Source organism: Psychromonas sp. Urea-02u-13 (assembly GCF_002835995.1).
In the GTDB taxonomy this organism is placed as follows: Bacteria; Pseudomonadota; Gammaproteobacteria; order Enterobacterales; family Psychromonadaceae; genus Psychromonas.
The window spans coordinates 30,681-55,139 of the sequence record NZ_PJBZ01000051.1 but is presented as its reverse complement, the minus strand read 5'-3'; the positions used below and the strand labels follow the sequence as shown (position 1 = coordinate 55,139).

Here is a 24,459-nt window from a genome sequence, read left to right as displayed (position 1 = left end):
TAAGTTATTGAATAATAACCAGATTTAGCAGGGTGATAATGTGAGTGGTCCTAACAATTAAAGTTACACGCTAGTTGAACAATACCTGTAAGCCTAATGAAATATTTACAATTAAATTGATTCAGCTTTAATTATTTGCTTCTAAGACTCGCAAATTTTAAGCCTGATCTCATTACAATCCCCGAGGTACAAAAAAGGCATTAATAATAATGTTATTAACGCCTTTAGCTGAATTAAGGATTATTCAGTAACTCTCATCATCTATCGATAACTAATACCGATTGGAGTAAGTATGTGATCTAAATTTTACGCAGAGAAAATGGCTTAATTCAAGGCGAAAGTTGAGGTAAATGGTTGTTCCCTTTACGAAATTTCCAACGAAGAAGGAAGTTATTTTAACCAGTAAAATAGATCAGCTATTTGTTCCGATTGGTATAAATACCTCAGCCATGTTTAATAGGAACTACACTTTTATATAAATAGGCTTCACAAAAAGTAGGGCTTAATCTTCGTACTACTTGGCTTAATAAAGAAATAACTGCAATTGAAAAAATTAACCTTCCCCAGAATATAGTATTGAAATCTGCGCCTATTAATAGAATGAGCAAGGTGTCTTCTATTAAGCTATGCAATAGATTTAATAGCATGATCGCCGTAAATACATCACGGGCTTTGATATGCCCTTGTTTGGCCTCATGAATTAACAAGCCTCCACCAAAAGCGAGCCCTAGGGTAATGCCAATTATTGTTAAACTGGTTGCCTCTTTGCTGATACCTAATAAACGTAAGAAGGGTTTTAATAACCAGGCCATTAATTTTTCAATACCTAATAATTTAAGTATTTTCAACGTAAATAATAAAATAGAAATAACGATAAAAACCATAAATAAACTAGATGTTTGTTTTATCAGCCATCCTAAGTAGCTTGTATCAGCACTCACTTCAGGCTTCCAAAGAATAACGGCTTCATGTTGTAAAGTATCAGTATATTGATAACTTAAATGCAGTAACCAGGCTAAGAGCAAGCTACCGCCAATACGTAAAAATAAAGTAGCCCATAAGCTAACGCCTGCTTTTTTCGCTATTGTTGCTTCAATGGGTAGGGTATGTGCGAGTAGCATCATACTGCCAAGGATAGACGCTTGTGCAACTGTTAATGTTTCATCCATATTGATTAATACAATCAACCCCCCATAAATATTAGTGAGTAGCGTTGTCGCCCAGACTAAGCTCATACTGTCGGGGAGGCCTACGCTATTCATTAATGGACCGAGTAATTGGCTTATTAAAATTATACCGCCGAGCTCTTCTACAATTTTTATGATGATTAACATCGGGATCATTATTTTGAAGAGTGTGTAGGTAACGCGGAATATGTCTTTGCATAATTCGCTGAAAAACAGTGTGATAGTCGGCATAGCTAATAACTTTTTGATGGAAGGAGGATTTTTGATAATACTGTTTTTGTTTGTTGAGGCAATCAAAACATAATATTTTAGTTGGGGATCTGATCTCTAACCAATATGTATTTTATATTAACTATTATTAGTTGTCGGTAATGGAACTGTCATTAAAAGAGGCGTTTTTGGGGGGATTACTTTTCCAGTAAAATACTGATTAAACCTTCTCTCAAAGCGCCTTTAGAAAGTGTTATTTTTTCAATCCCTAAGCTCTCAAAGAGTGCAATTAAAATGGCTAAACCACTCGCGAAAACTGCTTGGCGTGATTCTTTTAAACCATCAATGATGAGTTCATCTATTTGCTGTGAATCGATGCATTGCTGTTTTATCTGGTTGAGTAAACTTAGCGTGAGATGTGGCTTTAGTTGTTGTTTACTATTTACTTCGTTGACCGCTTGAATCGTGCCTGACGCCCCCATGCAAAATGACCAGTTTAGCTCTTGATAATTTTTGACATGTGGTTGGATGATTTCTTTTGCGCGGTGTATTGCACGTGAAAAGTTATCGTTGTTAAGTTGGTTGTCAGAAAAGAAATTATTTAACCAAGTAACACTGCCCATATGTAAGCTTTCAGCTTTTAATACATGTTTACCTTGGCCAATAATTAGTTCGGTGCTTGCGCCACCTATATCAATCACTAATAGTTGTTCTTGGCTTTGTTCAGTAAATGCGACACCACGATAAATGATTTTAGCTTCTTCAATACCTGAAATAAGCTTAATTGGATATTGCAGTATTCTTTCTGCTTGTTGAATGAAAGTTTGTTTATTATTCGCAAGGCGTAATGCCGCTGTTGCTGTAATAAGAATTTTTTCAGGCTGGAGTGTATCGAGTTCATCGCGAAATGTTTGCAGGCAGTTTAATGCAGTTTTTATTGTTGTTGGATTTAAGTTGTTATTTACATCTAAACCCGAGGCGAGCCTAACTTTTTGTTTCGTTTTAGAAAATGCGCTAAAACCATCTTCTTCTTTGGTCACTGTTAACATATGAAAACTGTTAGAGCCAAGGTCGATGATGGTATAGCGTTTATCTATCACTATTAATCACTTATTAACGTTTGTGACTACGGTGAAAGTTATCTTTACGGTTGTTTGGGCGACTACTGTTATTTGCTTTGTACTTAGTTATTTTCATTACAGGTAATGAATCAAGTAATGCATCTTTGTCGTATTCGCTAACAGGAATAGCATGTTTAATGTATTCCTCAATACCAGGAAGATTAAAGACATACTTTTCACACGCTAGTGTAATAGCAAGGCCTGTTTGTCCAGCACGACCAGTACGGCCAATACGATGAACATAATCTTCACAATCATCTGGTAAATCAAAGTTAAAAACGTGTGATACTTTTGGAATATGTAGACCACGTGCAGCAACATCTGTTGCAACAAGAACGTCTATTTCACCATCAGTGAACTGTTTTAATACTTTTTCACGTTTCTTCTGTGGCACGTCACCAGTCAATAAACCTGCGCGTAAACCATCTCCAGATAAATAACCCCATACCTTTTCACAGACATGTTTAGTATTAGCAAAAACGATTGCTTTTTCTGGCCATTCATCTTCCATCAAGGTCAATAGTAAAAGCATTTTGTCTTCATTTGAAGGGTAAAAAAGCTCTTCACTAATATTTTCCGAGGTCATTTTTTCAGGTTCTATCTGAATATGCTCAGGATCATTCATATGTTCAAAAGCAAGCTCTTGTACTTTGTGTGACAAGGTTGCAGAGAACAACATATTTAAGCGCTGGTCTGCCGCTGGCATACGTCTAAATAAGTAACGGATATCTTTGATAAAACCAAGATCGAACATGCGATCAGCTTCATCAAGTACCACACTTTGAATTGACTCAAGGTTAATAACACCTTGTTTAACGAAGTCGATGATACGACCTGTTGTGCCAATTAAAATATCAACGCCTTTTTCGAGTTTGTTAAGTTGAATTTCAACTTTTTCGCCCCCATATGCTAATCCAAGGCGTAAATTAGTGGCCTTCGCTAGTATAATGGCGTCTTTATGAATTTGGATTGCAAGTTCACGTGTCGGCGCCAAAATAATAGCGCGTGGTTGATTCTTACGGCGATTTTCAGGTGCTTTATTTACCAATAGGTGATGAAAGACTGCAGGTAAAAATGCGAGTGTTTTACCTGTCCCTGTTTGAGCTTGCCCTGCGATATCTTTCCCTAAAAGGGTGATAGGCAGTGACAGTGCTTGTATAGGTGTACAGAATTCATAACCTTGTTCGGTTAGGCCTGAAACTAGACTCTTCTCAATAGGAAGGTCTGCAAATTTTACTTGAGTTAGGTGTGTTTTATTCATTTGCTGAGCATAACAGTTTATGCTTGCAATAAGTATTGAGATCGATTCAAATAATGAAAATATAATTTACTATATTCGTGATATAGTGACTATCTACTAGTTAATTCCTTCTGGAGAGAAAAATGAGCGATAATATCGTAACTTTAAGTGATGCAAGTTTTGATGAAGATGTAGTTAATGCTTCAGGCCCTGTTTTAGTCGATTTTTGGGCTGAATGGTGTGGACCTTGTAAAATGATCGCACCTATTCTTAGCGAAGTTGCTGCTGAATATGCGGGTAAAGTTACTATCGGTAAATTAAATATCGATGAAAACAATGCAACGCCGCCAAAATTTGGTATTCGTGGCATTCCAACTCTATTGTTATTCAAAGACGGTAAAGTTGCAGCAACTAAAGTGGGTGCGTTATCTAAAACCCAACTTGTTGAATTTTTAGATGCAAATATCTAAAAAACTCTAGCAGATTAGATAAGTTGTGATCTACAGCTTATCCAATCTGGACTATTATAAATTTTAATGCTACCTTAACGTTCAAATTATGAACAAATCTATTCTCAACTCCACTCACATCAAATCAGATTACCTAAAAACCTATGAATCTAACTGAATTAAAAGACACTCCAGTACACAAGCTTGTAAAACTTGGTGAATCCCAAGGGCTAGAAAGTTTAGCTCGCCTAAGAAAACAAGATATTATTTTTGCAATTTTAAAAGCGCACGCTAAAAGCGGTGAAGATATCTTTGGAGCTGGTGTACTAGAAATATTGCAAGATGGCTTCGGTTTCTTACGTAGCTCTGATAGTTCGTACCTTGCTGGGCCAGATGATATTTATATCTCTCCTAGTCAAATTCGTCGCTTTAATTTACGAACGGGTGATAGTGTTGAAGGTAAGATTCGCCCACCTAAAGACGGTGAGCGTTATTTCGCGCTATTAAAGATTAACCAAGTTAACTTTGATAAGCCTGAAAACTCAAAAAATAAAATATTGTTTGAGAATTTAACACCTATTCACCCTGATGAGCGTTTACGTTTAGAGAGTGGATCAGGTAGTACTGAAGATATTACAGCACGTATTCTTGACCTTGTTGCTCCGATTGGTAAAGGCCAACGTGGATTAATTGTTGCACCGCCAAAAGCCGGTAAAACAATGTTGCTACAAAATATCGCACAGAGCATCAGTATTAATCATCCTGACGCAGAATTGATTGTATTATTGATCGATGAACGTCCGGAAGAAGTAACAGAAATGAGCCGTTTAGTACGTGGTGAAGTTGTTGCCTCTACGTTCGATGAACCAGCAAGCCGACATGTACAAGTTGCTGAAATGGTTATCGAAAAAGCAAAACGTCTTGTTGAGCATAAAAAAGATGTAATCATCCTATTAGACTCGATTACGCGTCTAGCACGTGCTTACAATACGGTTGTACCAAGCTCTGGTAAAGTATTGACTGGTGGTGTTGATGCAAATGCATTACATCGTCCAAAACGTTTCTTTGGTGCTGCACGTAATGTTGAAGAGGGTGGTAGTTTAACTATTCTTGCAACAGCGCTAATTGATACTGGTTCTAAGATGGATGAAGTGATTTACGAAGAATTTAAAGGAACAGGTAACTGTGAAATCCATTTAAATCGTAAATTGGCTGAAAAACGTACTTACCCTGCAATTGATATTACTCGCTCTGGTACTCGTCGTGAAGAATTATTAACTAAAGCCGATGAGTTACAACGTATGTGGATTCTACGTAAAATCTTACATCCTATGGGTGAGATTGGCGCAACTGAATTTATGATTGATAAGCTTGGTTTAAGCAAGAGCAATGATAGTTTCTTTGACGCAATGAAGAACCAAAAAGCGAAATAGTTTACCCTATTTTGTTTTATGAAAACGCTACTCTTATGTAGCGTTTTTTTTATCCATTTTTTGAGGTAGTTACCCATGAAGTTTGATGACCTACGTGATTTTATTGCACAACTTGAAGATAAAGGTTTATTAAAACGTATCACGCAAGAGATTGATCCTAAATTAGAAATGACGGAAATCTCAGATCGTACATTACGTGCAGGTGGCCCTGCATTATTGTTTGAAAACCCGAAAGGTTACGATACGCCTGTATTAACCAATCTGTTTGGTACCACTGAACGTGTGGCGATGGCAATGGGTAAAGAGCATGTTTCACAGTTGCGTGAAGTGGGGGAATGGCTCGCTTATTTAAAAGAGCCTGAGCCGCCTAAAGGTATTAAAGCATTGTGGGAAAAGTTGCCTATTTTTAAGCAAGTCTTAAACATGCCCACTAAAACAATTGCAAAACCTGCTTGTCAGCAAATTGTGATGGAAGGCGATGATGTTGATTTAACTAAATTACCTATTATGACCTGCTGGCCTGGTGATGTGGCACCGTTGATTACCTGGGGATTAACCATTACTCGTGGCCCTTATAAAAAACGTCAGAATTTAGGTATTTACCGTCAGCAATTGATCGGTAAAAATAAAATTATTATGCGCTGGTTATCACACCGTGGTGGTGCGATTGATTTTCAGCAGTGGCAAGAAGCGAATCCGGGTAAACCCTTTCCTGTCTCGGTTGCATTAGGTGCTGATCCCGCGACTATTTTAGGTGCTGTAACGCCCATCCCAGATAGCTTGTCAGAATATGCGTTTGCAGGTTTATTACGTGGCTCGCGCACTAAAGTGGCTAAAAGTCTAAGTAATGACTTGGACGTACCTGCATCAGCAGAGATTATTTTAGAAGGGTATTTACAACCTGGAGAAATGGCTCCTGAAGGGCCTTATGGCGATCATACCGGTTATTATAATGAAGTAGATGATTTCCAAGTCATGACGGTTACTCACGTCACTACGCGCGAAAAGCCTATTTATCACAGTACCTATACTGGTCGTCCGCCCGATGAGCCTGCTATTTTAGGTGTTGCACTGAATGAAGTTTTTGTTCCTATTTTACAAAAACAGTTCCCTGAAATTGTTGATTTTTATCTGCCGCCTGAAGGTTGTTCATACCGCATGGCAGTGGTTTCTATCAAGAAGCGTTACCCAGGGCATGCTAAGCGTGTGATGTTAGGTATTTGGTCGTTCTTACGTCAGTTTATGTATACCAAATTTATTATTGTTTGTGATGATGATATCAACGTACGTGATTGGAATGATGTGATGTGGGCGATTACAACACGTATGGACCCTGCGCGTGATACCACTATGGTTGAACATACACCTATCGATTACCTTGATTTTGCGTCACCTGTTTCAGGCTTAGGGTCAAAAATGGGCTTAGATGCAACTAATAAGTGGTCGGGTGAAACAGACCGAGAATGGGGTGTTCCTATTGTGATGGATGAAAAAGTGAAAGATAAAATAGATTCACTTTGGCAAGATTTAGATATTTTTTCATGATATATACCTGTTATCAATCAAAGTGCTTTATTCAGTTGCCAGCTCGGATACTAAAGCAAGGCGCAGTATGATGACCTTACGAGAGATTAATAAAAACATTAATCCTCTACCGGTAGAATGAAATAAATGACTTTAATTCTTTAATGGCTAGTCCTTATCGAATACTGCAACGCCGTATTAGTTTTCGAGCTTGCAACCCGTAGGGCAAGCTTTGAGGAGAACATCTTCGTTGTTAGAAAGTATCGATTGAGCGAGCTAGATCTTCAACTTTCTGCCTAGAATCTGTTCACCTCACCGCTTGCTGAATTTTGCACCTTGAATGATAACGGGTATAATTGTTATCAATTTGTTAAAACTTCCTTTTTAAAGAGAAATAAATGTCTATTGTTACTTGTAAAGTAAGCTCAATCGAAAAATTAAATGATTTTTTATACCGTATTTTTTTACAGCCACAGCAAGCTGTTTCCTATAAAGCAGGACAATATGTGTCTGTTGTGATGGGAGAAAAAGATAAACGCCATTTCTCAATTGCTAATGCGCCCGGTGGAGATCTGATTGAGCTACATATTGGTGCGACACCAGAAAACGGTTACGCAATGCAAGTGATTGATAAAATGCAAAGTGATGGCCAAGTTGAAGTCGAAATTGCTAATGGCGATGCTTACCTACGTGAAGCATCAACACGTCCTATTATTCTGATGGCTGGTGGTACAGGTTTCTCTTACGTTAAATCTATTCTGGAAGAGATTGTTGCTAAAGGCCTCACTAACCCTGTTTATCTTTACTGGGGTGTAAAAGAATACTCTCATTTCTATTTTGAAGATGAAGCGTCAAGCTGGGCAGAGGCACACCAAAACATCCATTTCCACCCTGTGATTGAATTGCCTGAAGCAGAGTGGCAAGGACATCAAGGTTATGTTCATCAAGCTGTTTTAAATGACTTTGCTGATCTTAGTGCGTTTGATATCTATGTGGTTGGACGTTTTGAGATGGCAAAAATAGCACGTGAAGATTTTGTTAAGCAAAATGCATCTCTTGATCATCTTTATGGGGATGCTTTTGCTTTTATTTAGCATAATAAAGGCCTAAGAATGACAGTTAAAAATGCTCAGCAGCCAGACTTATCTCTGATGGAATCGGTTGATAAACTGTTCCTACGTTTTTTGGTTGGTAAAAATAAAATCTATAAAGAAGGAGAGTATAATGATGGACTCTCCGATGCTGAGCTTGATGATACAGAGTTAGCTTCAAAAGCAGGTGATGCAGAAGACGGTTGGAACCAACGAATATTACTCGATGTTGAAAAAGAACGTGTAATGCGAGAAAAAGCAGATAAGCGTCTTAAAGATAAACGTAACGCTTTGCTCAAGCGCTATTTCCAGCAGTCCCTTTTGAAAGTAGTTAATGCTAACTTAGAAAATACTGATCACGTTATTTTAGAGCAATTACAGTTACGTGACAGTAACGTTGAGCTATTACAGAAACTATTAGTCGGTGAGCCTCGTTATTCGATTTTAGCAGCCTTATTAGACTCTGATATTGGCACTCGAAAACGTTTACTTTCATTAGTGGGTAGCGTTGACTTTATGTCTACGCTGGGTCGCTCATCTCGCCAAGTCCGTGATATTCAAAGTGCGATTGGTTTGATTGGTACAGAAGTCTTACGTTATTTAGTGCCTGCTATTTTGTTCAAGTACCGCATCAATGCTTACAGCCATCATAATGTGTTGTTTGCTAGAAAGCTGTGGCGTTATGAGATGACACTTGGACAAACCTGCACTGCGTTGATGTTAGCGGAAGATTATCGTCGTCCTTATGAAGGTATGTTGTTATCTGCGATGGTGAATTTTGCTTATGTTGCCAGTTACCAGCAATATTTAAGCTCCTTTGAATTAGTGCGCACTGCTTGCTTAGATCAGGCACGTGATAAAGGAGAAAAAGATCGTCATGATTTCTTTTATGATATCCACACGGATTCAGCTTCCTTACAGGCTTTACTTGTTTCGCAATCAAGTTTGGCACTGAGCTTATCCCTTTCTGAGGCATTATTTTCGAAATCATTCCCACACTTAGTTAACGCATTAAGAGAGGAAGTAGAAGCTGTTCCTTTTGAAGCGCGCGGTAAACTGGGTAAAGTTTTATATAAAGCAATGCGCTTTGCTAAATTCGATCAGCTCCGTGCTTCACGACTGTTTAAACCTGAATGGCTTGAAGCGTATCTTAATGAGTCTCAAATAGACCCTGCTACTTATAAAGTATTATTACGTCATGAGTTATTTCGATTCAAACCAATTTGGTAATTAGTCTTCAAAGCAGGTAAAATACGCTATCCATTTTTTAGAGAAAGACATAATGCCAACTTCATCCGATAGATTTAGTGATATTCGACCTTATAATGATGATGAGATCCAACCTGCGATCCAGCGTGTTATTAATAGTGATGAATTCATCGATGCTATTGTCAGTTTTCGTTTCTCTAAAATCGCTAAATTTACAGGCTTTTTATTAAAGCCATTATTGCGCCAGTATTTCTTATATAAATGGCGTTCAATCAATAGCATAGATGAGATGCAGCAAGTTGTGGGCGGTTATGTTCAACATATGATCGACTCTACAACAACCAAGTTCACCTACTCGGGACTTGAGAATTTAGACGCCAACAAAAATTACCTGTTCGTTTCTAATCATCGTGATATTGCAATGGATCCTTCCTTTGTTAATTGGGCTTTGTTCTCTGAAAACTTTAAAACCGTGCGAATTGCAATTGGTGACAACTTATTAAGTAAACCTTTTAGCTCTGATTTAATGCGTATGAATAAAAGTTTTATCGTAAAACGCGCATTAAAAGCCCCACGCGAAATGATGAAAGCGGTATTGCAACTGTCGGATTACATCTTTAGTTCACTGCAAAGCGATAGCAGTATCTGGATAGCGCAACGCGAAGGGCGCGCAAAAGATGGCCATGATAAAACAGAACCTGCGATTATTAAGATGTTTTACATGAACGGTAAAAAGAAAAAAGTCGCGTTTAACGACTATATTAAGCAACTCAATATTGTGCCTGTTGCTGTTTCTTACGAGTTTGATGCCTGTGACAAACACAAAGCCCAAGAGTTATTTGATAAAGCGCAAACTGGCGAATATAAAAAATCTGAGTTTGAAGATATCGAAAGTATTGTACGCGGTATTATTGGCCAGAAAGGGCATGTTCATGTTGCCTTTGGTAAAGCGCTAGATGAAGACTTTGAAGATCCAGAACAAGTAGCAAGCGCAATAGATCAACAGATTTACCAAAACTACTATTTGCATCCTTCTAACTTCATTGCAGCAAAACAAAACTTAGACTCTGTTAGTGAAGCTGATAAAGCCACCTTTGAGCAACGCTTACAAGGTATGGCGCCAGAGCTTCAAGAAACAGTATTGAAAATGTATGCAAACCCAGTGATAAACAGTATAAATTGATAAAAATGTTCAAAAGTGAAGCACTAATTACTTTGTTATGCACATTTTGATTTTTAGTTAATTCCTCAAAGTTGTCACATTCGCGATCTATGTTGTTGAAAATTAAGCTGTAATCTATTTTATTTGTTACAGCTCAATTTTTCTTGAAAACTACTAACAGAGTTATCCACAGGAATTCTCTGTATTGAAAGTGAACAGCCACTTACCCTACCGCGCAATAAATCTAACTCTATTTTAAGATTCTATTTTTAGTTATAATCGTTATTTATTTATAACTATTGAGTAATGAACCGATGGCGACGATCCCTGAAAATCCTTTTGTACTTGTTGATGGCTCTTCCTATCTATACCGTGCATTTTTCTCTCCCCCGCATCTCACTAATTCAGCGGGTGAAGCGACGGGCGCTGTTTATGGCGTGGTCAACATGCTCAAAAGCCTGATGCGTCAGTTTAACCCTTCACATATTGTTGTGGTATTTGATGCTAAGGGTAAAACCTTCCGTGATGATATGTATAGCGACTACAAAGCTAATCGTCCTAGCATGCCCGATGATCTACGCATTCAAATTGAACCGTTACACGCGGTCATTAAAGCGATGGGTTTACCTATCCTTATTGTCGATGGTGTAGAAGCCGATGACGTTATTGGTACACTATCAAAAATCGCCAGCGCTAAAGGTATTAAAACACTGATTAGTACCGGTGATAAAGATATGGCACAGCTGGTGGATGAACATACACTACTTATTAATACCATGACTGATACGGTCATGGATGTGGAAGGCGTGACTGAGAAATTTGGTATTTCGCCTGAGTTAATTATCGATTACCTCGCATTGATGGGTGATCAAGTAGATAACATTCCTGGCGTCCCTGGTGTTGGTGAAAAGACCGCATTAGCGATGTTACAAGGCATCGGTTCAATGGATGCTATTTATGACAATTTAGAAAAGCTTGCTCCTCTGGGGTTCCGTGGTAGTAAAACAATTGCTAAGAAGATGGCTGATAACGAAGAGATGGCGCGTCTTTCTTACTTGTTAGCCACTATTAAACTCGATGTTGAATTAGACGTCGGTTATGACGATTTTAAATTTGGCGAGCAAGACAGTGATGAGCTTATTAAGCTGTTTGGCAAGTTAGAATTTAGACGTTGGTTATCTGCGTTACTTGATGGCGGAAAAGTGGTCGACACAGCTGCCGGTGAAGCGGGTAGTTATAACGCCGTCTCTAGTAATGGAAATACGAGTAGTGCTAACCCTAGCGCGGCGGTTGCTAATGCTGCATTGGTTGATCGCAGTGCTTATAAAACGATTTATACGCAAGGCCAATTAACGCAACTGATTAAAAAGCTTGAAAATAGTGACCTGTTTGCTTTCGATACAGAAACAACCAGCTTGGATTACATGCAAGCACAGATTGTGGGTTTATCATTTGCGATTCAAACAAACGTAGGTAGTGATGATGCACCTGTCATTGAAGCTGTTTATCTTCCACTTACGCACGATTATATCGATGCGCCAAAGCAGTTAGACTTTGCTGAAACGATGGCTAAATTAAAACCATTACTAGAAAATAACGAGCATAAAAAAGTAGGTCAAAACCTTAAGTACGATCGTAGTGTATTACTAAATCACGGTATTGAATTAAAAGGCATTCAATTTGATACCATGCTTGAGTCTTATATCATTGATAGTACGGGTAAGCATGATATGGATACCCTTGCGCTTAAGTACCTTGACCATAAATGTATCTCTTTTGAAGAGATTGCGGGTAAAGGTAAAAAGCAACTGACCTTCAATGAGATTAGTATTAAAGAAGCTGCACCGTATGCCGCTGAAGATGCTGATATTACGCTTCGTTTACATATCGAGTTGTATAGTCGTCTGCAAGAATCTGAAACGCTACTTACGCTATTTAATGAAATAGAGTTGCCACTGTTAACCGTGCTCTCTGATATTGAACGTGGTGGTGTCGCAATAGACAGTGAATTATTAACGGCGCAAAGTGTAGAAATTGCTAAACGTCTGTTAGAAATTGAAGAGCTTGCGTATGTTGAGGCGGGTAAACCGTTTAACTTAAGTTCGCCAAAACAGTTACAAGTTATTTTGTTTGAAGAGCTTGAATTGCCTATCTTGAAGAAAACACCTAAAGGTGCACCTTCAACGGCTGAAGAAGTATTAGTTGAGTTAGCGGAAACTTACCCGTTACCAAAACTGATTATTGAACATCGTGGATTAAGTAAACTTAAGTCGACTTATACCGATAAACTGCCAAAAATGGTTAATGAAAAAACTGGTCGTGTACATACTTCTTATCATCAAGCCGTCACAGTGACCGGGCGTTTATCATCAAGCGATCCAAACTTACAAAACATTCCTATTCGTAGTGCAGAAGGTCGTCGTATTCGCCAAGCTTTTATTGCCCCACAAGGTTATAAAATTGTGGCTGCCGATTACAGTCAAATCGAGTTACGTATCATGGCGCATTTATCACAAGATAAAGGCTTATTAGAAGCGTTCTCACAGGGCGTTGATATCCATAAAGCCACTGCCTCTGAAGTGTTTTCGGTTGATGTAGATGACGTTACTGTTGATCAGCGCCGTAGCGCTAAAGCAATTAACTTCGGACTTATCTATGGTATGAGTGCCTTTGGTCTTGCTAAGCAGTTAAATATTGGTCGCCACGATGCACAGCAATACATGGATAAATACTTTAATCGTTACCCTGGTGTATTAACTTACATGGAAGATACACGCACGGTTGCTAAAGAGCAGGGTTATGTTGAAACAATTTTAGGACGACGTTTACAGTTGCCTAATATTAACTCGCGTAACGGCATGTTGAAAAAAGCGTCTGAACGCGCAGCAATCAATGCGCCAATGCAGGGAACGGCTGCTGATATTATCAAAAAAGCGATGATAGACATGGCCGCTTGGGTTAACAAGCAACCTGAAGGTAATGTGCAATTGTTAATGCAAGTGCACGATGAATTAATCTTTAGTATTAAAGAAGAGCTTGTAGAGTCTTATACCAAAGAGATTCAAAGCATTATGGCTGGCGCGGCGAAACTTGATGTTCCGTTAATTGCTGATGCTGATATGGGTAATAACTGGGACGAAGCACACTAATAAAAACTGACTAAGTGAATGAAAGTGGGAACGACACTATTTTGAATTAATTTGTTAATAATTATGAACCTTTTATCACTATGAAAGACTAATCCTTTGAACTAGTTAATTTTATAGTTTCTTCCTTAGTTTTCCTCTGCATGGTTTTTCCATTCAGAGGTTTTTTTTGTCCTGAATTTGTTGCCTACTCTGAATAATGCCATTTCGAATGGATCGGAAAACGGAAGAAATGTTTCTAGTGTCTATTGTTTTCCTCTGCATGGTTTTTCCATTCAGAGGTTTTTTTTGTCTTTAATTTATCGTCTGCTCTGAATAGTTCTTTTCGAATGGATCGGAAAACGGAAGAAACGTTTCTAACATCTATTGAAAAGCAGTTCGTTTTTAGTCGTCAGTTATTAGTTGACACCCATTGCAGAGTTGTTGAATTTGTTGCGCTAACAGCTAACAGCTAACAGCTAACAGCTAACAGCTAACAGCTAACAGCTAACAGCTAACAGCTAACCATCCTCTATTTATAGATAAAGATACTGCAGCACCAGAAAGAAGCTCATTCCTAGGCCGATTGTTTTTAATAAGCTCTTGGTCACCAATGCAATAACAAAAGCGAACAGGGCTGCAATTAGGTAGTTGTTGCTCAAGCTGATGTCGATAACACCACTTGGCATGATGACCGCGGGGATAATGATGGCGGTTAATACTGCTGGTGGAACAAACTTTAGCGATTTAGCGAGCCAATTAGGAAAGCTAAGCTTGCCTGCAAAAGCAAACATGATAAAACGTATGCCGAAGGTGATGATAAACATGCCTAAAATTAAAAGTGCTTCATTCATAATAAACCTCACTCATAAGAAACTTGTCTGTTAGCAAGTTGAGAAATAGTTAACCCCACCGCGACACCAATAATCGCGCTGACAATTAAACCTAATTTATTAGGCAGGTGTGCAAAAGCGAGTGAACTAATACCGGCAGCAAAAATTGCGCTAATCATTGCTTTGCTGTTCATATAAGGCACAACCATGCCAATAAAGGTTACCGACATAGCAAACTCAAGGCCCCAGCTACTCATGTCAGGAATCAAGCTTCCCAAGAATAAACCTAAAATTGTGAAAGAGACCCACGTGGTATAAAAGCAGCTAATAGAGCCGAGATAAAAATAGTGAGCATCACGTTTATCTTCCTGTAAATAACGTTGGCTCATATTCGCAAAGCTCTCATCGGTTAACCCAAAAGCAAGTATTGCCCGCCAGCCTAAAGAAAGATGTTTTACATGTTCAACAAGTGCAGTGGCATAAAGTACATGACGTAAATTAACCACGAAGGTGGTTAATAAAATCATCTCTAGTGGCGCTTGTACGGCAATCAGTGCTAAGACGATAAATTGTGCCGAGCCAGCAAAAACCAATACCGACATCGCTACGGTTGCTAATGCAGAGAGGCCACTGGTTGGCGCTAATGTGCCAAATAAAATAGCAAAAGGAATGGCGCCTAATACTAACGGTAGCGCTGCTTTACCGCCCCCTAGAAATTCCCTTTTTTGTGTTTTGTTAAACATAAAGTTGTAGCTCCATATAAACATCTGCTCGCGCATAATCACTCTGGCCTTTTGGGTGTGGCATCTGAGTAAAACCAAAGTGTTGATAAAGCGCCATGGCACGTAATAATTTACTGTTTGTTTCTAAGCTAATTTTTTGAATGTTGAGGTCTCGTGCTTTATTCAGTGCGCTTAATAATAATGACCGACCAATACCATGACCTTGGATATCGGGACAAACCGCCATTTTAGAGAGTTCGTAACAATCGTCGCTAATCGGTTTCAGCGCAATGCAACCAATGACCTGTTCATCTTGTTTAGCAAAAAACAGATACCCTCCCTGTGCGAGGTAATAACTTTCTGGTTGTTCAATCGCTTGCTGGTCATTTACTGTGAGTTCGCCATTAAACTCGCTATTTAACCAGCTCATATTGAGCCGTTTAAAATCGTTTTTATAATCACTATGCCAGTTCACTATACTAATGTTTTGCACTGGTTTTTTAAGATCCTGCAGTACAATTTGAGAAAGATTAAGCTGTTTCAGACTGTTTTCAAACTGTTCGATAGCGTCTAATAATGGCGTTTTTTGCAAGCTTTCAAGATAATCTAAGTGTTTCTTTAGCGCCTGCCAAATAGGGGTGGCTTGCTCGGTTATCTGTGTTGATTGCTGGGTTAAAATAAGCTGGCTCGCGCGTTTATCTGTTGGGTGAGGGTGCTTGGTTAAATAACCCTCTTGAATCATTTTATTCGCGAGTTTACTAATGGCGGGATGGCTCACTGCTAGGTATTCAGCTGCTTGGGTAATACCCATAGGTCCCATCTTATTGATAAGATTGAGTAACAAAAAATAGTTAGGGTTAAGCGTTAAGCCCATTTGTTCATACACCACAGCCACTTCTGTAAAAAGCTGATCACTAAGTCGTTTTAAGCGACTGCCTAAACTCAGGCTAGCGAGTGTTTTCATGTAATCCATCTTAATTTCCCTATCAGACTATTTAACAATGTACGTAACTGGTTACGTAGTTAGTTTCCTATTGCTTGCCAGTTATGTCAATAGGTGATCGAAAATTAAGCAAAATGTGACCCGTTGCCCACTTTCCCCCTTTCTAGCTCCGTGGTATATTAGCGAATATTATTTTCCCCCTTATTTATTATTTGGAATAACTCATGACCACGATTAAGTCGACGTCTGAAATTCGCCAAGGATTTCTTGATTTTTATGCTAAGAAAGGGCACCAAACTGTAAGCAGTGGTTCTCTTGTGCCTGATAACGATCCTACTTTGCTATTTACTAATGCAGGTATGAATCAATTTAAAGATACTTTTCTTGGTAGTGAAAAACGCGCTTATACACGTGCCACATCAAGCCAACGCTGTGTACGTGCTGGTGGTAAGCATAATGACTTAGATAACGTGGGTTACACCGCTCGTCACCATACATTTTTTGAAATGTTAGGTAACTTTAGTTTTGGTGATTATTTCAAGCAGGAAGCGATTGCTTTTGCATGGGAATTTTTAACTAAAGAACTGAAAATACCAACAGAAAAATTACTTGTGACTGTTTATGAAAGTGACAATGAAGCATTTTCATACTGGGCTGATAAAATCGGCGTACCAGAAAATAAAATTATTCGCATTGGTGATAAATCACCTGAGAAAAAATTTGAGTCAGATAACTTCTGGTCGATGGGTGATACGGGTCCTTGTGGTCCATGTTCTGAAATATTTTATGATCACGGTGAACATATTTGGGGCGGTCCTCCAGGATCACCAGAAGAAGATGGCGATCGTTTTATCGAAATCTGGAACTTAGTATTCATGCAATACAACCGTCATGCCGATGGCACGATGGAAGACTTACCACAACAGTCTGTTGATACGGGTATGGGTCTTGAGCGTATTTCTGCGATTATGCAAAACGGTCACTCTAACTACGATATCGATTTGTTCCAAGGTCTTATCAAAAAAGTAGCTGAAGTTACTGGCGCAACAGATTTAGAAGATAAATCGTTACGTGTTGTTGCCGATCATATTCGTGCTTGTGGTTTCTTAATTGCGGATGGTGTTATGCCATCAAATGAAGGCCGTGGTTATGTATTACGTCGTATTATTCGTCGTGCAGTACGTCACGGACATAAACTAGGCGCAACAGAGGTTTTCTTCTTTAAAATCTATGAAGAGCTTATCCACCAAATGGGTGAGGCTTACCCTGAGTTATTACAGCAACGTCTATTTGTAGAAAAGATTTTACGTCTAGAAGAAGAGCAGTTTGGTAAAACACTAGAGCGTGGTTTACAAATCTTAGACATCGCACTTGACGATTTAGAAGGCAAAGTGGTTCCAGGTGATGTTGTTTTCAAACTTTATGATACTTACGGTTTCCCAGCTGATTTAACTGCTGATATCGCACGTGAACGTGAATTGACAATCGACCAAGATGGTTTCGATAGTGCAATGGCAGAGCAACGTTCACGCGCTCAGCAAGCGAATAACTTTGGTAAAGATTATAACGATGTTTTAAAAATCGAAGGCAAAACAGAGTTCATCGGTTACGAAACATTAGAAGGCACTGCAACGGTGACTAATCTTGTGAAAGATGGCGCTTTTGTTGATTCATTAGTTGAAGGTGATACCGCGCAGGTCATTTTATCGAAAACACCTTTCTATGCTGAATCTGGTGGTCAAACGGGTGATTCTGGTATTTTGAAGCTTAATAACGGTATCTTTACCGTGACTGATACTAAAAAGTCGGGTGATGCATTTTTACATATCGGTTATTTAAGCACTGGATCATTATCTGTTAACGAAAAAGTACAGGCTTTAGTTGAAGCTGACCGTCGTAAGTCGATTGCTTTGCATCATTCAGCGACACATTTATTACACGCTGCATTGCGCCACACATTAGGTGAGCACGTAACGCAGAAAGGGTCGTTATGTGATGCTGAAAAATTACGTTTCGACTTCTCGCATTTTGAAGCGTTATCGATGGGTACATTAAATCAAGTAACACACTTAGTTAATCAAGCGATTCGTGATAACTACGAAATTGTGACTAAGTTACTCGACATCGAAGAAGCTAAAACAACAGGTGCAATGGCTTTATTTGGTGAAAAATACGACGAGATGGTACGCGTTGTAACAATGGGTGATTTCTCTGTTGAATTATGTGGCGGTACACATGCTCAGCGTACGGGTGACATGGGTTTATTCCTTGTTACTTCTGAAGCAGGTACGGCTGCTGGCGTACGCCGAATTGAAGCCTCTGTAGGTGCTGCTGCTGAACAAGCGCTTTATAACTTACGCGATCAATTTAATAAAGCGTGTGATTTGGTGAAGGGTGATAGTTTCAACATTGGTGAAAAAATCATGCAGACTTTGGACCGCAATAAAGCACTTGAAAAAGAGCTAGCGACAATCAAAGCAAAAATGGCCAGTGAAGCAGGTTCAAACTTGACCGGTAATGCGATTGATATTAATGGTGTAAAAGTCGTTATTGCTAATATAGAAGGTATTGACCCGAAATTATTACGTGATAGTGTCGATGAAATGAAGAACAAACTTCAATCGGGCATTGTTGTATTAGCAACGGCAGTCGGCGATGATAAAGTAAGCTTGATTGTTGGTGTGACTAAAGACCTGACTAAGAAAGTAAAAGCAGGTGAGTTAGTTAACTTAATTGCTGGACCTGTTGGCGGTAAAGGTGGCGGTCGTCCAGATATGGCGATGGCGGGTGGTAATAATCCAAGTGGACTAACAGAAGCGTTAGCACTTGTTGAACCTTGGCTAGCAACAAAATTATAATGGATTGGCGCATGGATGTGCGCCATAAGTGAGATGTAAAGAAAATGGCATTAATAGTACAAAAATATGGTGGCACATCAGTCGCTAATGTTGAACGAATTAAAGTTGTTGCTGACAAAGTAAAAGCAACACGTGATGCGGGTAATGATGTTGTTGTGGTTCTTTCTGCGATGTCAGGCGAAACTAATCGTATGATCGCATTAGCAAAACAACTCAATGCAACGCCAAGCGCGCGTGAAATGGATGTATTGCTAACAACGGGCGAGCAGACAACGATTGCATTGTTGTCAATGGCATTACATCATTTAGGTGTTGATGCGGTATCAATGACCGGTGACCAAATTCGCATGAAAACGGATACTAGTCATTCTAAAGCACGAATTTTAGATGTTGAAACTACAAACTTAGAAGCGCATTTAAAGCAAGGCCGTGTTGTAGTGGTTGCTGGTTTCCAAGGTCGTTGTGAAAATAACAATATTACAACCTTAGGCCGTGGTGGTAGTGATACCTCTGCTGTTGCCATTGCTGCAGCACTGAAAGCGGATGAATGTCAGATTTATACGGATGTTGATGGTGTTTACACTACTGACCCTCGTGTTGAACCGAATGCACGCCGTTTAGATAGCATCACTTTTGAAGAGATGTTAGAAATGGCCAGCTTAGGCACTAAAGTATTACAAATTCGCTCTGTAGAGTTTGCAGGAAAATACAATGTCCCACTGCGTGTACTATCTAGTTTTAAAGATGGTGGTGGTACATTAATTAGTTATGAGGAAAATAAAATGGAATCTCCTGTAATCTCAGGTATCGCTTTTAATCGTGATGAAGCACGTTTAACACTTTCTGGTGTGCCTGATCAGCCTACTGTGGCAGCACAAATTCTTTCACCGATTGGTGATGCAAATATCGACGTGGATATGATCGTACAAAACACGGTTGGTAATGGTAAAACAGATTTTACTTTTACTGTACATCGCGATGACTACGAAGAAGCAAAAGCTTTGTTAGAAACTGTTTGTGCTGAATTAAAAGCAGAAGCGGTACAGGGCAACAATGAAATTGCAAAAGTATCTATTGTTGGCGTAGGTATGTGGAATCATCCTGGTGTTGCAAAAACAATGTTTGAAACATTAGGTAAAGAAGGAATTAATATTCATCAGATCGCTACTTCAGAAATTAAGATTTCAGTTTTAGTTGATGGAAAATATTTGGAACTAGCGGTACGTGCTTTACATAAAGCATTTGAGCTAGCAACAGATCCAACAGAAGAAAAATAGCTCACAGATCTCATCGGGTAAAAAAGATGTGAATTTTTTTTACCGTTAGGTCATAATAAAAAGAGCACATGGGAAAAACTAATAATAACAGGAGCAGGATATGCTAATTTTAACTCGTCGAGTTGGTGAAACTTTGATGATTGGCGATAACGTTACCGTTACCGTGTTGGGCGTGAAAGGGAACCAGGTACGTATAGGCGTTAATGCACCTAAAGAAGTATCTGTACACCGTGAAGAAATTTACATGCGTATCCAAGCAGAAAAAGCTAGCCAGTAAGCGCTAGTCATTAACATTAGAGCCTAAGGGCTCTTTTTTTTCGTCTATTGATTGTTGCCCTCGTATTTTAGATGTCACGCTTCATGAAGCGTTCTGTACCAAGTGCAGATCAATGCCAGCTCAAGTGGCTTTCTTATTGCCATTCAGTTTTGGTAAATACTATGACTGCTTTATCTACTCTCGTACGACTTTACCAGACCCATCTTTCAACTGAATTCTCTAATGGTTAAGTTTGCTATTAGTAGAGTGTCTGAAAAATCACTTTCTACTGGTGATTCTCCTCGTAAAACCAACCTCGCTAAAATAAAACGCTTAAATGAGTCATGGTTACCCTCTGTTTAATGTATTTGTTGTAAATGGCCTCATCAAATGAGTCTCTTGAATGTATTTAATTATAAAACAACGAAAATATACCTGATTGCTTTAAATGAAATGGCGCTCTTGAGCATTAATAGGCTTATTTTTATCCCATAACAGAGGTTTGATGCATTAAATTCGACCATACCTAGGTTATTAGCTATTACGCCTTCGTGCATAATGAAATTAAGAACAGAAGAAATCGACTTATAAAGTGCCTGTATAAGGTGATATTGCTCATAAAATAGAAGATTTGCTGTTTTAGTAAGCAAACAGAAATAAACTAGTTAAATAATGTTTGACTACTTTTGAGAAGACAGTATTATGAGCCTCAACAAGACGACGGAGGGGTGGCCGAGTGGCCGAAGGCGCTCCCCTGCTAAGGGAGTAACGAGTTTATAGCTTGTTCGAGAGTTCGAATCTCTCCTCCTCCGCCATTTTGTTACAATAGATTCTTAAAAGCGGGTGTAGCTCAGCTGGATAGAGTACCTGGCTACGAACCAGGCGGTCAGGGGTTCGAATCCCTTCACCCGCACCATCTTCCTATTTGCACGGAATGGTGATTTATGAATCGAAAATAAAAACAAAAGAATATCGCGGCGGGTGTAGCTCAGCTGGATAGAGTACCTGGCTACGAACCAGGCGGTCAGGGGTTCGAATCCCTTCACCCGCACCATTCTTTTAAAACTTACATTTAGTGAGTTTGTTGTTTTTAGAGCTTTAAATATTGTTTCTCAATATTTACATCTATGCGGGTGTAGCTCAGCTGGATAGAGTACCTGGCTACGAACCAGGCGGTCAGGGGTTCGAATCCCTTCACCCGCACCACTTTTAATACCTTCTTATTTAATATCCCAAAACAATAAAAAAGCATCCCTAATATAACTACCAATCAACACATTCTAATTTATCTGTTTTTTACTGCATAAATATTTAATTTGTGTGAATAAAAAGTCGTTATATTGATTGATGTTTTTGCGAGCTTGATCATTCTAAAAGTGAATATCTTATTCCTTTATAAATGGATTTCAGAGTTCCGCTTCTCTTGTAGCACCGACCCTGCTTAGTCGTAGCGAATAAATCCCCCGTGATAGCCTCAAAGCCCCATGACTTCCAATTTTCAGCTAAAACGCGTATAATGTTGCCTTTTGAAAATGCAGTTTAATTTTATTATCGACTTCTTTTATAAGTTGGTGATAGGAGCTAATGCATTGTTTCTGCTTTTAGCGTTGTTTCTTTGGATGATTTATCATCGTTTATAAGGCGTTAAATACACTTCGATTGTGAATATTTATTCACTTATTTGAATTGTTTCTAAAAGAGGCACTTACGAGTGCAAAAAGGATAACAAGTATGGATATTACTGAGTCGTTATTTCAAGCAATGACACTATTTGGATTAGGGATGACTTTTGTCTTTTCATTTTTAGGATTATTAATGATTGCCGTTAAGTTAATGGCAAAATATATTCCTGCAGATGAACCCGTTGTTAATAAACGTGTACCTCAGAAAAAACTAGCTTCGGCTAGCACTTCAAAATCTGAAATCAACCCACAATTAATAGCTGCCATTACCAGTGCTGTGCAGCAATACCGTAAAGCTGAAGCAGCATAATGGGGAACGAACAAATGAAGGAGCAAGTGAATATGTCTAAGCCATTGGCGATCACGGAAGTTGTATTACGTGACGCACACCAATCACTCTTTGCAACACGTATGCGTATCGACGATATGTTACCGATTGCAGAAAAACTAGATAAAATAGGTTATTGGTCTTTAGAAACTTGGGGCGGCGCTACATTCGACGCATGTATTCGTTATTTAGGCGAAGATCCATGGGATCGTATTCGTGCATTAAAAGGTGCGATGCCAAATACACCACAGCAAATGTTATTACGTGGTCAAAACCTATTGGGTTACCGTCACTATGCTGATGATGTTGTTGAAAAATTTGTTGAACGCGCACACACAAACGGTGTTGATGTATTCCGAATTTTTGATGCGATGAATGATGTACGTAATTTTGAAACTGCAATTAAGTCAGCGGTAAAAATTGGCGCACACGCACAAGGTACTATCTCTTATACCACTAGCCCTGTTCATACAATCGACGGTTGGGTTGATATGGCTAAACGTCTTGAAGATATGGGTTCACACTCTATCTGTATTAAAGATATGGCGGGTTTGTTAAAGCCGTATGTTGCAGAAGAGTTAATCACTAAAATTAAAGCTGCGACTGATATCCCTCTTGCATTACATTGTCATGCAACAACGGGTCTTAGCCTTGCCACTCAACAGAAAGCGATTGATGCGGGTATCGATATTGTCGATTCTGCTATCTCTTCAATGAGTATGACTTACGGCCATTCACCAACAGAAACATTAGTTTCTATTGTTGAAGATACTGAACGTGATACTGGCTTAGATTTATTAAAACTTGCAGACATCTCTGCTTACTTCCGTGAAGTACGTAAAAAATACGTTAAATTCGAAGGTGAGTTAAAAGGTGTTGATCCACGTATTCTTATCGCACAAGTACCGGGTGGCATGTTAACTAACATGGAAAGCCAGCTTAAACAGCAAGGCGCTGCCGATAAGATGGATGAAGTATTACAAGAAATCCCACGTGTTCGTGAAGATCTTGGTTTCATTCCATTAGTAACACCTACTTCTCAAATCGTTGGTACACAAGCTGTTATCAATGTATTGATGGGCGAGCGTTACAAAACAGTGACTAAAGAAACTGCGGGTGTATTAAAAGGTGAATACGGCTCTGCGCCTGCGCCTGTTAATGCTGAGTTACAAGCGAAAATTTTAGACGGTGCAGAAGCGATTACTTGTCGTCCTGCTGATAATATCCCTGCTGAAATGCACGCGATTCAGGCTGAATTTAAAAAATTAGCAACTGAAAAGGGCGTTCAAATTGCAGAGCAAGAGATTGATGACGTACTTATTTACGCATTGTTCCCTGAAATCGGTATGAAATTCTTAGAGAATCGTAATAACCCTGATGCATTTGAACCTGTTCCAAGTGCTGATGATTTAATTGTTGCAAACACACCTAAGCAATCCGATCCTAAAACATACTCTGTTGCAGTTGACGGGCAATTGTTTAACGTACAAGTTGGCCCTGAAGGTAGCGTTGATGGCATTACACATGCTAATGCAAGTGCAACGCCGTTAACGGCTGCAACAGCCGCGCCAATAGCTGCTGAAGGTGAAGATCTTCCTGCTCCATTAGCGGGTAATATCTTTAAAGTACTTGTTGCTGAAGGCGAGCAAGTTAATGAAGGTGATGTATTACTTGTGATGGAAGCAATGAAAATGGAAACAGAGATTCGCGCACCAAAATCAGGTGTTGTGCAAGCTGTGTTAGTTCGAGAAGGCGATGCAGTAGCAGTGGGTGAAACCCTGTTTACAATCGGTTAAGGAAGATATAAAA

At 39.1% G+C, this 24,459-nt stretch carries 18 protein-coding genes and 4 tRNA genes; 16 read left to right on the top strand and 6 right to left on the bottom strand.

The window, feature by feature from the left end; translation table 11 throughout:
- Nucleotides 1–443 precede the first annotated feature (443 nt).
- From CXF74_RS08170 to rhlB, 3 genes are all read right to left on the bottom strand, one after another.
- Nucleotides 444–1,418: a hypothetical protein gene (locus tag CXF74_RS08170; RefSeq protein ID WP_101081922.1), complete on the bottom strand. Its 975-nt coding sequence runs from the start codon at nt 1,416–1,418 to the stop codon at nt 444–446.
- A gap of 176 nt (nt 1,419–1,594) precedes the next feature.
- Nucleotides 1,595–2,497: a Ppx/GppA phosphatase family protein gene (locus CXF74_RS08165; RefSeq protein ID WP_232772472.1), complete on the bottom strand. Its 903-nt coding sequence runs from the start codon at nt 2,495–2,497 to the stop codon at nt 1,595–1,597.
- Nucleotides 2,498–2,510: 13 nt separating this feature from the next.
- The gene (rhlB, locus tag CXF74_RS08160; protein WP_101081921.1) at nt 2,511–3,779 is read right to left on the bottom strand and encodes an ATP-dependent RNA helicase RhlB; all 1,269 of its coding nucleotides are present in this window, start codon (nt 3,777–3,779) and stop codon (nt 2,511–2,513) included.
- A gap of 122 nt (nt 3,780–3,901) precedes the next feature.
- Between rhlB and trxA the strand changes: the two genes are divergently transcribed.
- The 7 genes from trxA (at nt 3,902) to polA (ending at nt 13,775) form a co-directional block, all read left to right on the top strand.
- Nucleotides 3,902–4,228, top strand: a complete 327-nt coding sequence (trxA, locus tag CXF74_RS08155; RefSeq protein ID WP_101081920.1) for a thioredoxin TrxA — start codon at nt 3,902–3,904, stop codon at nt 4,226–4,228.
- Nucleotides 4,229–4,371: 143 nt separating this feature from the next.
- A complete protein-coding gene (gene rho, locus CXF74_RS08150) occupies nt 4,372–5,640 on the top strand; it encodes a transcription termination factor Rho (RefSeq protein ID WP_101081919.1) in 1,269 nt (422 codons plus the stop codon).
- A gap of 75 nt (nt 5,641–5,715) precedes the next feature.
- Nucleotides 5,716–7,185, top strand: coding sequence for a 4-hydroxy-3-polyprenylbenzoate decarboxylase (gene ubiD, locus CXF74_RS08145; RefSeq protein ID WP_101081918.1), 1,470 nt, complete (start codon nt 5,716–5,718; stop codon nt 7,183–7,185).
- Nucleotides 7,186–7,562: 377 nt separating this feature from the next.
- Entirely contained in the window at nt 7,563–8,258 is a 696-nt protein-coding gene (gene fre / locus CXF74_RS08140) for an NAD(P)H-flavin reductase (protein ID WP_101081917.1), read from the top strand.
- Between the two features lie 18 nt (nt 8,259–8,276).
- Nucleotides 8,277–9,485 carry an HDOD domain-containing protein gene (locus tag CXF74_RS08135; RefSeq protein WP_101081916.1) on the top strand — a complete coding sequence of 403 codons (1,209 nt, stop codon included), beginning with the start codon at nt 8,277–8,279 and terminating at the stop codon, nt 9,483–9,485.
- Between the two features lie 52 nt (nt 9,486–9,537).
- Nucleotides 9,538–10,647: a 1-acyl-sn-glycerol-3-phosphate acyltransferase gene (locus tag CXF74_RS08130; RefSeq protein ID WP_101081915.1), complete on the top strand. Its 1,110-nt coding sequence runs from the start codon at nt 9,538–9,540 to the stop codon at nt 10,645–10,647.
- A gap of 293 nt (nt 10,648–10,940) precedes the next feature.
- A complete protein-coding gene (gene polA / locus CXF74_RS08125) occupies nt 10,941–13,775 on the top strand; it encodes a DNA polymerase I (RefSeq protein ID WP_101081914.1) in 2,835 nt (944 codons plus the stop codon).
- Nucleotides 13,776–14,287: 512 nt separating this feature from the next.
- Here polA and CXF74_RS08120 read toward each other — a convergent pair.
- From CXF74_RS08120 to CXF74_RS08110, 3 genes are read right to left on the bottom strand one after another with little or no spacing between them, the layout of a single operon-like run.
- Nucleotides 14,288–14,605 carry an AzlD domain-containing protein gene (locus CXF74_RS08120; protein WP_101081913.1) on the bottom strand — a complete coding sequence of 106 codons (318 nt, stop codon included), beginning with the start codon at nt 14,603–14,605 and terminating at the stop codon, nt 14,288–14,290.
- Nucleotides 14,606–14,613: 8 nt separating this feature from the next.
- Nucleotides 14,614–15,327: an AzlC family ABC transporter permease gene (locus CXF74_RS08115; RefSeq protein ID WP_101081912.1), complete on the bottom strand. Its 714-nt coding sequence runs from the start codon at nt 15,325–15,327 to the stop codon at nt 14,614–14,616.
- Nucleotides 15,320–16,279 carry a bifunctional helix-turn-helix transcriptional regulator/GNAT family N-acetyltransferase gene (locus CXF74_RS08110; protein ID WP_101081911.1) on the bottom strand — a complete coding sequence of 320 codons (960 nt, stop codon included), beginning with the start codon at nt 16,277–16,279 and terminating at the stop codon, nt 15,320–15,322. Before CXF74_RS08110 ends, CXF74_RS08115 begins: the two co-directional genes overlap by 8 nt.
- A gap of 194 nt (nt 16,280–16,473) precedes the next feature.
- Between CXF74_RS08110 and alaS the strand changes: the two genes are divergently transcribed.
- The 9 genes from alaS to oadA all read left to right on the top strand — a co-directional run bounded on the left by alaS (nt 16,474) and on the right by oadA (nt 24,446).
- A complete protein-coding gene (alaS, locus tag CXF74_RS08105) occupies nt 16,474–19,107 on the top strand; it encodes an alanine--tRNA ligase (RefSeq protein ID WP_101081910.1) in 2,634 nt (877 codons plus the stop codon).
- Between the two features lie 44 nt (nt 19,108–19,151).
- Nucleotides 19,152–20,384, top strand: a complete 1,233-nt coding sequence (locus tag CXF74_RS08100; protein WP_101081909.1) for an aspartate kinase — start codon at nt 19,152–19,154, stop codon at nt 20,382–20,384.
- A gap of 100 nt (nt 20,385–20,484) precedes the next feature.
- Nucleotides 20,485–20,661: a carbon storage regulator CsrA gene (gene csrA, locus CXF74_RS08095; RefSeq protein WP_101081908.1), complete on the top strand. Its 177-nt coding sequence runs from the start codon at nt 20,485–20,487 to the stop codon at nt 20,659–20,661.
- A 701-nt stretch (nt 20,662–21,362) separates the two neighbouring features.
- Nucleotides 21,363–21,455, top strand: a tRNA-Ser gene (locus CXF74_RS08090).
- A gap of 24 nt (nt 21,456–21,479) precedes the next feature.
- Nucleotides 21,480–21,556: transfer RNA gene (locus CXF74_RS08085), tRNA-Arg, on the top strand.
- A 61-nt stretch (nt 21,557–21,617) separates the two neighbouring features.
- A tRNA-Arg gene (locus CXF74_RS08080) sits at nt 21,618–21,694 on the top strand.
- Between the two features lie 75 nt (nt 21,695–21,769).
- Nucleotides 21,770–21,846: transfer RNA gene (locus CXF74_RS08075), tRNA-Arg, on the top strand.
- A gap of 525 nt (nt 21,847–22,371) precedes the next feature.
- Nucleotides 22,372–22,632, top strand: coding sequence for an oxaloacetate decarboxylase subunit gamma (locus CXF74_RS08070; RefSeq protein ID WP_101081907.1), 261 nt, complete (start codon nt 22,372–22,374; stop codon nt 22,630–22,632).
- Between the two features lie 32 nt (nt 22,633–22,664).
- Nucleotides 22,665–24,446 (top strand): sodium-extruding oxaloacetate decarboxylase subunit alpha, encoded by a 1,782-nt coding sequence (gene oadA / locus CXF74_RS08065; RefSeq protein WP_101081906.1) that lies wholly within the window; start codon nt 22,665–22,667, stop codon nt 24,444–24,446.
- Nucleotides 24,447–24,459 lie beyond the last annotated feature (13 nt).